This window comes from Exiguobacterium sp. s78 (assembly GCF_018618985.1).
In the GTDB taxonomy this organism is placed as follows: domain Bacteria; phylum Bacillota; class Bacilli; order Exiguobacteriales; family Exiguobacteriaceae; genus Exiguobacterium_A; species Exiguobacterium_A abrahamii.
The window spans coordinates 127290-140051 of record NZ_JACSNB010000002.1; the positions used below are offsets into that span (position 1 = coordinate 127290).

General features: G+C 48.1%; 13 protein-coding genes. 2 read left to right on the top strand and 11 right to left on the bottom strand.

Going from position 1 to position 12762, the window contains the following annotated elements; translation table 11 throughout:
- Window positions 1–32: 32 nt before the first annotated feature.
- Both KNQ18_RS12090 and KNQ18_RS12095 read right to left on the bottom strand, forming a co-directional pair.
- The gene (locus tag KNQ18_RS12090) at window positions 33–626 is read right to left on the bottom strand and encodes a LysE family translocator (protein ID WP_215084949.1); all 594 of its coding nucleotides are present in this window, start codon (window positions 624–626) and stop codon (window positions 33–35) included.
- The gene (locus KNQ18_RS12095; RefSeq protein WP_214858697.1) at window positions 626–1084 is read right to left on the bottom strand and encodes an Lrp/AsnC family transcriptional regulator; all 459 of its coding nucleotides are present in this window, start codon (window positions 1082–1084) and stop codon (window positions 626–628) included. The genes KNQ18_RS12090 and KNQ18_RS12095 overlap by 1 nt, the downstream gene beginning before the upstream one ends.
- A gap of 220 nt (window positions 1085–1304) precedes the next feature.
- Between KNQ18_RS12095 and KNQ18_RS12100 the strand changes: the two genes are divergently transcribed.
- A complete protein-coding gene (locus KNQ18_RS12100) occupies window positions 1305–2093 on the top strand; it encodes a DUF4397 domain-containing protein (RefSeq protein ID WP_023466804.1) in 789 nt (262 codons plus the stop codon).
- Window positions 2065–2673, top strand: coding sequence for a class F sortase (locus KNQ18_RS12105; RefSeq protein ID WP_215084951.1), 609 nt, complete (start codon window positions 2065–2067; stop codon window positions 2671–2673). The genes KNQ18_RS12100 and KNQ18_RS12105 overlap by 29 nt, the downstream gene beginning before the upstream one ends.
- Window positions 2674–2729: 56 nt before the next feature.
- Here KNQ18_RS12105 and KNQ18_RS12110 read toward each other — a convergent pair whose 3' ends face one another.
- The 9 genes from KNQ18_RS12110 to KNQ18_RS12150 form a co-directional block, all read right to left on the bottom strand.
- Window positions 2730–4031, bottom strand: a complete 1302-nt coding sequence (locus KNQ18_RS12110; RefSeq protein ID WP_029343217.1) for a globin-coupled sensor protein — start codon at window positions 4029–4031, stop codon at window positions 2730–2732.
- A 171-nt stretch (window positions 4032–4202) separates the two neighbouring features.
- Entirely contained in the window at window positions 4203–4427 is a 225-nt protein-coding gene (locus KNQ18_RS12115; RefSeq protein WP_215084953.1) for a hypothetical protein, read from the bottom strand.
- 86 nt (window positions 4428–4513) lie between these two features.
- Window positions 4514–4720, bottom strand: coding sequence for a cation transporter (locus KNQ18_RS12120; protein WP_215084955.1), 207 nt, complete (start codon window positions 4718–4720; stop codon window positions 4514–4516).
- Complete coding sequence (locus KNQ18_RS12125; protein WP_215084957.1) at window positions 4717–6846, bottom strand: heavy metal translocating P-type ATPase; 2130 nt, start codon at window positions 6844–6846, stop codon at window positions 4717–4719. The genes KNQ18_RS12120 and KNQ18_RS12125 overlap by 4 nt, the downstream gene beginning before the upstream one ends.
- A 13-nt stretch (window positions 6847–6859) precedes the next feature.
- On the bottom strand, window positions 6860–7156 hold the full coding sequence (locus tag KNQ18_RS12130) for a metal-sensitive transcriptional regulator (RefSeq protein WP_149426679.1): 297 nt from the start codon (window positions 7154–7156) through the stop codon (window positions 6860–6862).
- 117 nt (window positions 7157–7273) lie between these two features.
- Window positions 7274–8809: a DHA2 family efflux MFS transporter permease subunit gene (locus tag KNQ18_RS12135; protein WP_215084959.1), complete on the bottom strand. Its 1536-nt coding sequence runs from the start codon at window positions 8807–8809 to the stop codon at window positions 7274–7276.
- A 233-nt stretch (window positions 8810–9042) separates the two neighbouring features.
- Complete coding sequence (ytxJ, locus tag KNQ18_RS12140) at window positions 9043–9369, bottom strand: bacillithiol system redox-active protein YtxJ (RefSeq protein WP_029343222.1); 327 nt, start codon at window positions 9367–9369, stop codon at window positions 9043–9045.
- A 5-nt stretch (window positions 9370–9374) separates the two neighbouring features.
- Complete coding sequence (locus KNQ18_RS12145) at window positions 9375–11003, bottom strand: acetolactate synthase large subunit (RefSeq protein WP_215084961.1); 1629 nt, start codon at window positions 11001–11003, stop codon at window positions 9375–9377.
- On the bottom strand, window positions 11000–12436 hold the full coding sequence (locus KNQ18_RS12150) for an NAD-dependent succinate-semialdehyde dehydrogenase (protein ID WP_023466816.1): 1437 nt from the start codon (window positions 12434–12436) through the stop codon (window positions 11000–11002). Before KNQ18_RS12150 ends, KNQ18_RS12145 begins: the two co-directional genes overlap by 4 nt.
- Between the last annotated feature and the right edge of the window lie 326 nt (window positions 12437–12762).

Genomic DNA, 12762 nt, shown 5'->3' on the forward strand with positions numbered 1-12762 from the left:
ACCGGAAGTGATGTCGGTCTCTTTTGTTTTGCTCAGAAGAAGAACTGAATGACCCCGAACGCACCGAATCCGATGATTAGACTGGCAGACGTCCACTGGATGATACGTAAAGTGGGTGTCGCAAGCTGGTGCTTGAGCAGGTGCGTGATGTTCGCTAGAATGACCCACCAAGTGGCAGAACCGAGAAAAATACCGATTAGAAACAAAAAGGCATCCTGTCCGTTCGTCATCGTCAATTTAAATCGTGCGAACAACGCCAGGAACAGCGTGATCGTCATCGGGTTCAAGAACGTCAGGAGTAAGACGGATAGATAGCTACTTAACCGTGACGAGGCTGTATCGGAAATCGAGGCGGTCGAAGAAGCTTGAAACATCGACCAGCCGATGTAACACAAAAACAGACTGCCGATCAGTTGCATCCAGGATGCTTGGGTGAGTAAAGATTGGACGAGTGAAAAACCAGATAAGGCAAGCAATCCATAAGTAAAGTCTGCCGTTGCGGCTCCGAGTCCGGAAACAATTCCGGAAATTCGTCCATGTCGAAGAGTCCGTTGCATGCATAAAAGTCCGATTGGACCGACAGGGGCGGCTAAGGCAAACCCGATTCCAAAACCAGTCGTAAACATCAGTCGACCTCGGGTAACGGAAAATGAAGGGATTCCTTTTCCGTCCGCATGATGATCGTCGTTTTTGTCCGCAGGATACCTGCTAATTCTTTGATGTGGTAGGTGATGATTTCATCAAGTTGTTCCGTGTCCCGACAACGGATTTTAAGTAGGTAATCATCGTCCCCGGCGACGTGATGGCATTCCAGTACATGTTCAAGTTCTTGAATCCGTTTTAGAAACGGTGCCCGATGTTCTGGTCGCTCGAGTGAAACAGCGACGAATGCAGCAAGACGATAGTCAAAGGAAGAAGGGTCTAGCACTGTCGTCAACTGACGGATGATACCTTGCTCTTGTAAGCGGGCGACGCGCTCGGCAACAGCCGGTGCCGATAAGCCGATGTGTTGTGCAAGTGTTGACCATTTCATCCGGGCATCCCTTTTCAAAAAATTAATAATTTTTAAATCGTAGGAGTCCATAGGTTTTAACCTTCTTTTCTATTGTTATTTAAAATATTTTATTTCGAAAAGAAAGAAAAAGTCAATGTGTTTGTAGAACAAGTTCATAGCACACTGAAATCTTTACACATTTACGGCAGTGTCTTAAGTTTAAGATGTCACCACGAAGGAAATGTTCTGAAGTGTAAGAACATTGGTTTGAGAGCGATGTACATTTGACAATCAGAAAGGTGGAAAAAAGATGAAGAAACTCTTATCGTTTGTGACCGCTACGTTACTGTTTGCACTATTCGTGCTACCAGTAGGCGCAGCAGATGACGCAATGGTTCGTGTCATTCATGCTTCACCAGATGCTCCGGCAGTCGATATCGCGGTCGATGGCAAAAAAGCGGTATCAGGAGCAAAATTCAAAGATGTCACAGATTATCTCACACTACCAGCTGGCGAACATAAAGTAGAAGTATTCGCTGCAGGAACTACGAAAGATCCTGTGCTCTCTCAAACACTCAACGTAGAAGCTGGTAAATTCTATTCGGTCGCAGCAATCGGCAAATTAGCTGATATCAAACTCGCGGTCATGGAAGACAACGGTAAAGGCGAAGATGGAAAATCAATGGTTCGTGTCGCACACTTTGCACCAGATGCACCAGCTGTTGATGTCGCACCAAAAGGTGGAGACCCACTCTTCAGTAACCTTGAATTCTCGAAAGTCTCTGACTACGGTACACTCGATGCAGGTACGTATGACCTTGAAGTCCGTCCTGCAGGCGCAACGGATGTCGTCAAAGCACTGGATGGTGTCAAACTTGACAGTGGTAAAAACTATACAGCACTCGCAATCGGCTTACTTGAAGGCGAACCAGCATTTGAAGTCCTCTTGATCCCAGACGGTGGTGAAATGGCATCAATGCCAGAAACAGGACTTGGTGGTTCATCTGATACGGCTTCTGCTACACCATGGGCAGTCGCAGCAGCAGCTGCCTTGTTAGTAGGAACAGCGTATGTCGTCCGTCGTAAACAAAACGCTTAAGAGTAGTCTTCTTCTCTTACTCGTATTAGCCGGATGTCAATCAGGATCACCTCCAGATGCTACAAAGCCGGAAAAACCAAAACAAACCGAAACAACGATGTCTTCTTCGTCCACGCCATCTGAAAAGGTGGATGAAGAGGCGTTCATACCAACGCGTATTACAATTCCGACGCTCGATGTGAAAGCGAACATCGAAGTCGTCGGGAAGGATAAACAAGGACGGATGGATGTTCCGAAACAGACAGATCAGGTTGCTTGGTATAAGTACGGAGCAAAAGCCGGACAAACCGGAAATGTCGTACTAGCCGGACACTTGGATGATCAAGAAGGTCCCGCTGTTTTTTATGATTTAGCGAAGATGAAAAAAGGGCAACGGATTGAAGTGACGGGAAAAGCAGGACAACAGGTATCGTACGTGGTGACGAACGTCATGTCCTATCCTGTCGATGAAGCACCTGTCGGATCAATCTTCGGTGCGACCGTCATGAATAAACTGACGCTCATTTCATGTATAGGTACGTTTTCAGAATCAAAAGGATACGATCAGCGTCTTGTCGTCACAGCAGAACAAGACGAGTAAAGTAAAATAGGCAATTCTTATTTCGGTTAAAACCGAGAATAAGAATTGCCTATTTTTTAATGTGTTTCGGAAGCAGCAACAAGATCCGTCGTCAGTGTCGTCAAGCCTTGTGTCGTCTTACTGAGACCTTGGATCGTCTCGACGATTTGTCCAAGGTTTTCCTTATTACGTCCAAACAAGGTGAGGGAGTTTTCCATCTCGCTCTTGACGGTTTGGATTCCTTGTTTCACTTGTTGCAATTCTTGCTGAGATGCAGTGTTAGCGCGTGTGATGTCTTCCATCTGAGAAACGAGTTGTGTGATATTACCATTGTTCTTTTGAATCAAACCATTGATACTGCTACTTAATGACTTGGCATTTTCAGCAAGGTTTCGAACTTCGGTCGCGACGACAGCAAAACCTTTACCGTGTTCACCGGCACGTGCTGCTTCGATTGACGCATTCAACGCGAGTAAGTTTGTCTGATTGGCGATTGCTTCGATGCTTTGCGTCATCTGGACGATGTCATCCGACGTCGTCTTCAATTCATGGATGCTTTCAAGCGAAGTACCGACTTGTTGTGTCGATTGAGCGAATTGTTGCTCCATCTGTTGCATCTGTCGTTCGTTGGCAATCGTCATTTGGACGAGCTGTTGACTCGTCTGCTCTGTCTGAGCTGTTTCTGCTAATACTTGTGAGGCGCGACGGCTCGTCTCAATGATGGCATGATCCGTGTGCTCGACGGAACTGGCAACTTCTTGACTGACACGAACGACGTCTGTCAAAAGTTGACGACGCGACTCGTTCGCTGCTGTCACTTCATGAAGACGAGAATCGACATACTGGCTCGTCACGATTTGAGCATCTAAGTTCATCGCATGTGTCAAAGCGAGTACGGCTGTCGTCAGTTGCGCTGGGTCATGCTGATAATGTTCGACGATTTTTGGAATCAACAACGTCTGAAACGCAGCATACGAGGCGATGAACCAAGTGACAGGAACGAAGTTATGTTTATGCGTCTGTCCCATTCGCGTCCGCATCGCGAGGAATGACTCGTCCATGTTTCCTGTCAGTAGACTCGTGAAGTAGTCGGCGAAGACTTTTTTCAGTCGTTCGCGTGTCGATGATTGTTTCGCGATCGTTGCCATCTCTGGATTCAATAATAGATGGTCAAGCACTTGCTCGAGGACTTCATCTAAGATGCCTTGAACGACAGGTGCCATCGATTTGAGTGTCTGTAGCTGTTCTTCTGTATATCCCATGTATACGAGACGGGATGTGAGATCAGGATCTGCCGTCTTTGTGATGAGACGGGAATCAGGAAAGCCGATTGTAGCTTGATAAGCCGAAGTAGTCTTACTTTTAAAAGGGTTACGCACGTAGTTGCCTCCAATACTCAAGATGTGAATAAAATGATGTCTGTTTCTTATCGGTTCATCTTGACGAAGCGATACTGATTTTCGAAAAAAAGACGAGAATATTGAAAAACATTGACCGGAAACAAAAAAACTCATGGCAAGTGCCATGAGGAGAATAGAAAAAGAACAGGATTAGACTGGTTGGTCTTCCTGAAATGCTTTTTTAGCGTCCACGATCGAGCGCATTCGTTGAACGCAAGCTTGAACGAACTGAATGTCAATGGAGGTGAAACGGGTGACAGGTCCACGAGCTGACTTGGCACTGAATGTGAAGGTTCCGAGATTCCAAAGTTCGATTTTAAATCGTTTTCCTTTGTTGTCGTCGAAGTGTTCTACGAATTCGATTTTCGGTACCATACGAACCCCTCCTTACTCCGTACATTCCCGCTTTTCAAAAAATAAAAAAGCCAAACTGCGTGTTAGAAGCAGTTTGGCATGAAAATTTAAGCAGTCGGTACATCATAGCCGATCTCTTCGATCGCATCGACGAGACGTTCACGAGGTACATCCTCGTGCTGGACTGTAACCTGGTTTTGTTCGAGTGAGACAATAGCTTGTTGTACACCTTCGACTTCAGATAGAGCGGATTCGACACTCGCTTTACAGTGATTGCATGTCATACCGATAACAGATAATGTTGTTTCTTTCATGATGATGTTCCTCCTTTAGATAGTGGGGTACGTTTTAATCGTAACGCATTCGTCACGACAGAGACAGAGCTGAATGCCATGGCGGCACCCGCAAGCCATGGGGCAAGCAGACCGAGAAAAGCGACCGGAATGCCAATCGTATTGTAGCCAAGTGCGAAGACGAGATTTTGACGAATGTTTTTCATCGTCTGCTCACTCAGCTCAATCGCAAGTAAAACTTGTTTTAAGTCGTGTCCAAGCAACGTCACGTCGGCTGCTTCAAGAGCGACATCTGTTCCGCTACCGAGCGCGATGCCGACATCTGCTGTTACGAGAGCAGGGGCATCATTGATACCGTCTCCGACCATCGCGACACGTTTCGTTTGTTGAAGTGACTGAATGACATCTGCCTTTTCAATCGGCAAAACGTCAGCAAAGACGAACGCTGGATCCAGTCCCAGTTCTGTTGCTAAATGATCGGCGACTTCCCGGCGATCACCGGTCAAGAGATATACTTCTTTTGTTTCGCGCAAACGCTGGATCGTTTCTTTCGCTGAATCTTTTAGCGCGTCACGGATGGCGTATCCGGCCGCGACTTCTCCATCGACAGCGACGTATACGAGTGTCGCTCCAAGTGACGTCCAATCAGGAAGAGCGATGTTTCGTTCCTGCATCATTCGCGCAGATCCGACGATGAGATCATGTCCCATGATTTGTCCCGTGATTCCACGTCCTGATTCGACGTGGAACCGTTCGATATCAAAGACGACATCCCGTTCTGCTGTGATGGCGCGAGCAAGAGGGTGTTCCGATTGCCGTTCAAGCGCAGCAGCGAAATCGAGCGCTGTCTCCGTACCGAACGTTTCGACGACGACAGGGCGACCGACTGTCAGTGTTCCGGTCTTATCAAAGACGACAGCATCGATGTGTTGAAGATTCTCGAGTTGAGCGCCCCCTTTAAAGAGAATCCCTCGTTCAGCCCCTTTTCCGGTTCCGACCATGATCGAAGTCGGTGTCGCAAGTCCGAGTGCACATGGACAAGCGATGACGAGCACCGCGATGGCAGGACGAATCGCTTCCGCAAAGGATCCACTGATCATCCACCAAGCGGCTAACGTCAGAAGCGCGATGGCAACGACGATCGGCACGAACACACCAGAAATTCGATCGGCTTGTCGTTGAATCGGTGCCTTTTCAGTCTGCGCTTGTTCGACGACGCGAATGATTTGTGCGAGAACCGTCGCTTGTCCGATCTTTGTCGCTTCGACTTGTAAAGATCCATTCGTATTCAGCGTACCACCAATGACAGATGCTCCAACCGTTTTATGAATAGGCGCAGATTCACCGGTCAACATCGACTCATCGAGATACGCGTCGCCTGCACGAATGACACCATCTGTCGGAATTTTATTTCCAGGTTTTACGAGTAAGATCATCCCAGTTTGAATTGCATCGATGGAGACCGTTCGTTCCTGTCCGTTCTCTAAGACGACGGCTTCCTTTGCTTGTAGGGAGAGCAGACTTTTAATCGCTCCCGTCGTCTGTTGTTTCGCACGATCTTCGAGGACTTTCCCGAGTAAGACGAGTGTAATCAGAATCGCACTCGTCTCAAAGTAGAGATGCGGCATATCAGAAACGAGTAGCATTTCAGCAACGGAATAAAAGTAGGCTGCCGATGTTCCGAGTGCAACGAGGACATCCATGTTGGCACTCCCACTCCGTAAACTTTTATAAGCCCCACTATAGAAGGGCGCTCCGATGATGAATTGCACCGGTGTCGCTAAAGCAAACTGTAGCCACGGATTCATTAAGAATGGAAGGTGGAACGGACTGTTCGGAATATGCGTCAGCATGCTCGCGAGCAACGGTAACGATAGAATAGCCGCGATGATAAAGCGATACAGCATCCGGCGATTTGATTTTGTTGCGTGTGGTGCTTGTTTGACCGTTGCCCCGTAGCCGATTTTTCGGATTTTTTCGATGATTGCTTGATCGTCATAGGCATCAGAAATCGAGACACGAGCGGTTTCAAGCGGCAAGTTGACCGTGGCTTCGACCCCGTCCATCCGGTTGAGGACTTTTTCAATCCGGGCGGAGCAGGCGGCACACGTCATGCCTTCAATATCAAACTCAATCGTTTTTGACATCAGAAAACCCTCCTTACTTTTTCAATCGAGCGATGACCGCCATCAATTCATCGACGTAAGCGTCCGTACTATCTTTACGGGTGGCGACTTCATGCATGCACATCTTGACATGGCGTTCGATGATTTGTAGTTCGACTTGCCGCAAAGCTGCTTGAATCGATGCCGTTTGCGTTAAGATATCGATGCAATACCGATCTTCAGATACCATATTGGCAATCCCGCGGACTTGCCCTTCGATGCGCTTTAGTCGTTTCATCAACGCATCTTGTTCTTCGTTCGTTCGTGGAACGACGGGGTGATCGTGTGTCATAGCCGTACCTCCTTTAGTGATCTTGTTGTTATCTTTACTGTAACATATAGGTATGGGGGGTACCAGTATTTAGCTTAAGAAATAAAAAACAGTCGCGAGAGGCGACTGCTTTTGTACTTATTGATTGGAAACTTGTGGTTTGACGATCGTTTCGTTTAATGAACGTTGATCGCTAATGATGTCTTCAGCTTGTGTCGCCCGTTTAATGAAGAAAGCAAGGACGAATGCTAGACCAGCGATGAACGTCGAGATGAAGAACGCATAGTTGATTCCGTCAAGCGTCGCTTGCATCGTAATCTGCTGTTTCAGAGCAGCAGCCGCTTCAGCTGTCGGTTGACTCGTCATGTTCTTCGCCGCTTCAGCCGCGAGTTCTGTCCCACGCGTCTTGGCATGCGTCGACATGATCGTTACGAGCAAGGCGGTTCCGATCGCACCGGATACTTGTTGCAACGTATTGTTCATCGCTGTTCCGTGTGGATAGTAGCGTGTTGGTAGCTGGTTCAAACCGTTCGTCGAGACTGGCATCATGACCATTGACATCCCGAACATCCGTAACGAATACAGGACGATCAGATGTGTATACGTCGTATCCATCTCAAGCTGACTGAAGTAGTAACTGGTAACGACTGTGATGAACAAACCAGTCAACGCAAGAGGACGTCCACCAATCTTATCAAACAGTTTCCCGTTGATCGGTGACATGACGGCCATCAAGATGGCACCCGGTAATAGCATGAGACCCGCATCAAGTGGTGAGATACCGCGAATCGTCTGGACATAGATCGGAAGCAATAACATGCCCGAGAACATCGCCATCGTGACGACCATCGAGATGGCAGAAGACAAGGCGAACATCGGGTAACGGTAAATCTTGAAGTTGAGCATCGGACGTTCCATATGGAGCTGACGATAAATGAATGTCACGAGTGCGATGACCCCGACAATCAGCGCTCCATAGACGTGGAAGCTATCCCAACCTTTAGAGCCGGCAGAACTGAACCCGTACAATAAGCCACCGAAACCAAGTGACGAAAGTGCCACGGAAATCAGATCGATCCGAGCGGCAGACCGTTCCTTGACGTCACGAAGTAAGAAGAAACCAGCGACGAGAACGATTAAGGCGATTGGTGTGATGAAGTGGAACAACATCCGCCAATCATAGTGCTCGATGATCCAACCAGACAACGTCGGTCCGATCGCTGGAGCCCCCATCATGATCAATCCGAAGAAGCCCATCGCAGTCCCACGTTTTTCAATCGGGAAACTAACGAGCATGACGTTCATCAGTAACGGCATCATGATTGCAGAACCAGATGCTTGAATCATCCGTCCTGCGAGTAGCACAGGAAAGACTTCCGCGAAGCCGGCAAGAATCGTTCCGGCCGAGAAGAGCGTCATCGCGAGTAAGAAGAGGCGACGAACCGAATATTTTTGAATCAAGAACGCAGATGTCGGAATCAAGACACCGTTGACGAGCATGAAACCAGTCGACAGCCATTGAGCAGTCGATGGTTCAATCGCAAGATCCTTCATGATTGAAGGAAGAGCGATGTTGAGCAATGTATTATTTAAGAAAGCAATGAATGCCCCGATCATCAAAACGGCGAGAATGCCGTAAGGAGCTCGAGCTGTGTGAGTTACACTTTGTTGCATGAATATCCTCCTAACTAAACTAACGGTACATATTTCTATACGGTCGTTCTATCTGTAGTTTATCTTAATCCGATTTAGTTCGAATTACAAATAATAATAGCTAAGAAAGATAATTTTATTTTTTATGTAAGATTGAAAGCGTTTTTCTAGTGAAGTAAACAAAAAAGCGCAATCCTTCTCGTTAAAGAAAAATTGCGCTTGGTCTTCAGTTTGAAACAGCCGGAAGTCTAGCATTACTGGACGTTTGTTTCAAGTGCATCTTTCGTGATGTCGTAATGAGAGGCTGTCCAGACCGATTTACCGTCTTGAATGAATAAGACTTGTGGTGACTCGTGTCGAACGCTGTAATGTTCGGCGATGTGATTCGATAACGTCCGAGCTTCTTGGACGAAAAGATACGCCGTTGGAACAGACGTTTCATCCGCAAACTTCGTATACTCCGAGAATCCTGCGGCACTGATCGGGCATGTCGTGCTGTGTTTGCAAATCACGAACGCGGTATGTTCGGACGCAAATTGATCAAAATCAGAAATAGATTGCAGTTTACGTGGTTGTGTCATGTATATCACCCTCCATACGTCCGGAGACGTTCACTTAACTTTAGATTTTCCCGGTAATCGACCGGACAGTCAATTAAAACGGGTCCATCACTTGCAAATGCTTGGTCAAGACAATGTGCGAGGGAGCCATGTTCACCGACACGGAGACCGAGTGCGCCGAAAGCATGAGCCAGTTGAACGAGGTCTGGATTGTCAAACGTGATGTAGGACGACCGCCCATACGCTTGTTGTTGTTTCCATTCAATCAGTCCGTAGGTACCGTCACGCCAAATCAACACGACAAGTGGAAGCTTCAAACGAACGGCGGTCTCGAGATCCTGACCATTCATCAAAAAGGCACCATCTCCAGCGGCACAGACGATTCGCCGGTCCGGATACAATAGTTTGGCTGCGAGCGCACTCGATAAACCATAGCCCATCGAAGCAAACCCGTTGGAAATGAATAATTGATCTGGACGTGTCGTTTGATAATGGCGTGCGAGCCAGACTTTGTGTGCGCCGACGTCTGAGAAGACCATGCCGTCCTCCCCGACGGTTCGTTCGAGTTCACGAACGATACTTTGAGGGTGTAAAGGCAAGGCAAGCGAGTACGTTTCTTGAATTTCGTTGCGTAATTTATCGCGATCTTGTTGCCAGTCGTTCCACGCACGCTCGGGCAGTAAAGGAGTCAATACAGTCAGCATATCGACGAGTGGTCCGACTACGTTCGCGACGACCGGATAATAGGCATCGATTTCGTGAGGATTTGTATCCAAATGGACGATCGGTGTCTTTTTCGGGTTCCATTTTTGCGGAGGTAACTCCGTAATATCGTAGCCCACCGTGATGATGAGGTCACTCGCATCGAGAATCCGCTGGTTGTAATCGACGTCTGGTAAACCGATCGTGTGTGCAGCGAGCGGATGGTGCGAAGAAATCGCTCCTTTGCCCATCATCGTCTCGACGACGGGAGCTTGGAGCTTTTCGACGAATGCTCGAAACGCATCGAGTGCTTGTTGTCGATGAATACCAAATCCAGCAATGATGACTGGACGTTTTGCGCGCTCAATCAGACGTAAGGCATCGGGATCATCAATCGTCAAGGAATGGAGATGCGTTGGTGTACTGTCCTGCTGTAGGGGTGTCGCTGATTGATCACGTTCTTGTTTTGCGATGTCTTCTGGAAAAGAGATATGGGTTGCCCCTGGTTTTTCGCTTTTTGCTGTCGCAAAGGCACGTCGAACGATTTCCGGAATGACCTCCGCCGACAGAACGGACGTACTGGACTTCGTGACAGGACGATAGAGGTCTACGAGATCAAACATTTGATGCGATTCTTTGTGTTGCCGTGCTGTCGCTCCTTGACCAGTGATCGCTACGACAAGGGAATGATCCATCGTCGCACTTGCAATACCGGTCATCATATTGGTCGCACCGGGACCAAGTGTTGATAGGCAGACACCCGGTCGTCCACTCAGGCGACCGAACATCGCTGCCATGAACGCAGCATTCGTTTCGTGACGCGTCGTGATGAACGTGATCGACGAACGACTGAGTGATTCGAGTAATGTGATGTTTTCCTCACCGGGAACACCAAAGATATGCGTGACGCCCTCTGCCTCTAAACATTGGACGAACCAATCCGCCGCGTTCACGCTAGTCCACCGATTGAAATGTACTTCGTCTCGAGATAGGCTTCGAGTCCTTCGCTACCACCTTCGCGTCCGAGACCGGATTGTTTCATTCCACCAAATGGTGCTTGCGCAGCAGAAGGAACACCATCATTCCAGCCGACGATTCCGTAATCAAGCCCTTCGATCGCGCGAATCGCACGGGCGTAATCCTTAGTAAAGACATACGAAGCGAGACCGAATGGTGTCTGGTTGGCGTAACGAACCGCTTCCTCATCAGAACTGACACGCTGGACGGGAGCGACAGGTCCGAACGTCTCCTCGTTCATGATCAGCATGCCGGGTTTTACGTCCGCGAGAACGGTTGCTTCATAATAATAGACATCGTTCTCCTCATCCGTCGTTCCTGTTCCGCCCGTGACGACTCGTGCACCAGCGGATGTCGCATCATCGACATGTTTTTTGACTTTATCGTAACCCGCTTTATTGATCATCGGTCCAATCTTCGTCTCAGCATCAAGACCATTTCCGGTCTTCAGCTTCGCTGTCTCTTGCCCGAGTTTTTCAACGAACGCGTCATAGATCGAGTCGGATACGTAAATCCGGTTTCCGCAGACGCACGTTTGACCGCCATTACGGAATTTCGACTTAATCGTCTCAGCGACAGCTAAATCAAGGTCACAGTCATCAAAGACGAGAATCGGTGCATGTCCGCCGAGTTCAAGCGACATCGCCTTGATCGTCTCTGCTCCCTGAGCCATCAGCGTCCGTCCGACTTCGGTTGAACCAGTGAAGGTGATCTTATCGACATGCGGATGTGTCGCGAGTGATTCACCGAGTGCTTTCCCGCTCCCTGTAACGGCATTGACGACGCCTTCTGGAATCCCGACTTCCTGACAGAGTTCAAGAAGACGAAGCGCGGTAAGCGGAGTCGCTGTTGGTGGTTTGATGACGAACGTACATCCGGCGACGAGTGCCGGAGCAAGCTTTCGGGTAATCATGGCAGCCGGGAAGTTCCATGGTGTGATCGCAGCAACGACACCGACCGGCTGTTTGATGACTTGAAGTCGTTTAGAAGCATCATGTGTTGGAATGACACGTCCATAAGCGCGTTTTCCTTCCTCTGCAAACCATTTGACGAAGTTTGCGGCATACTGCACTTCACCTTCTGACTCAGCGAGCGGTTTCCCCATTTCAAGCGTCATCAGGCGAGCCAGTTCATCTTTTTTCTCAATCATCTTCGCATATAACTTCTCGAGAAGTTCGGCACGTTCGTAGACTGTCCGTTTCGACCAATCAGGAAATGCCTTCCGTGCTGCTTCTACTGCGTCGTTGACGTCTGATTTTGTTCCGTTTGGTACACTACCGACGACTTCTCCAGTAGCTGGATTCGTAACATCCGTCCGTTCTCGTCCATGATCTAGCCATTGTCCACCAATAAAGAATTGTCCCTTCATCTTGAAAATCCCCCTTTTTTACATGCATTGGTAAGGGTATACCCGAACGAAGAAAAAAAGATTCACTTTCGGAAGGAAAGGTTATGCAAAAGGGTAGAAATCGACCGATAAACAGTGTAGGATAATTCAGTAAATGTAATGTAAAACAACCTGAAATATTCAGTGTGAACGAAGAGTGACAACCGTTGATGTGAAATGGTGGAATCACCCCCGAAACATTGACTTTAAAAGTGGATTTGATAAGATGAAGGTAGAGGAATTGCGCAATCGGTTGCGCTATGTGTATAGAAGTTCAATAACTGATGAAAACAACACCCCAAAGACTG

Bases quoted from the DNA above. Each gene is read 5' to 3' on its own strand.
- KNQ18_RS12090 (WP_215084949.1), bottom strand. From the start codon at position 626: ATGTTTACGACTGGTTTTGGAATCGGGTTTGCCTTAGCCGCCCCTGTC.
- KNQ18_RS12095 (WP_214858697.1), bottom strand. From the start codon at position 1,084: ATGGACTCCTACGATTTAAAAATTATTAATTTTTTGAAAAGGGATGCC.
- KNQ18_RS12100 (WP_023466804.1), top strand. From the start codon at position 1,305: ATGAAGAAACTCTTATCGTTTGTGACCGCTACGTTACTGTTTGCACTA.
- KNQ18_RS12105 (WP_215084951.1), top strand. From the start codon at position 2,065: ATGTCGTCCGTCGTAAACAAAACGCTTAAGAGTAGTCTTCTTCTCTTA.
- KNQ18_RS12115 (WP_215084953.1), bottom strand. From the start codon at position 4,427: ATGGTACCGAAAATCGAATTCGTAGAACACTTCGACGACAACAAAGGA.
- KNQ18_RS12120 (WP_215084955.1), bottom strand. From the start codon at position 4,720: ATGAAAGAAACAACATTATCTGTTATCGGTATGACATGCAATCACTGT.
- KNQ18_RS12125 (WP_215084957.1), bottom strand. From the start codon at position 6,846: ATGTCAAAAACGATTGAGTTTGATATTGAAGGCATGACGTGTGCCGCC.
- KNQ18_RS12130 (WP_149426679.1), bottom strand. From the start codon at position 7,156: ATGACACACGATCACCCCGTCGTTCCACGAACGAACGAAGAACAAGAT.
- KNQ18_RS12135 (WP_215084959.1), bottom strand. From the start codon at position 8,809: ATGCAACAAAGTGTAACTCACACAGCTCGAGCTCCTTACGGCATTCTC.
- ytxJ (WP_029343222.1), bottom strand. From the start codon at position 9,369: ATGACACAACCACGTAAACTGCAATCTATTTCTGATTTTGATCAATTT.
- KNQ18_RS12150 (WP_023466816.1), bottom strand. From the start codon at position 12,436: ATGAAGGGACAATTCTTTATTGGTGGACAATGGCTAGATCATGGACGA.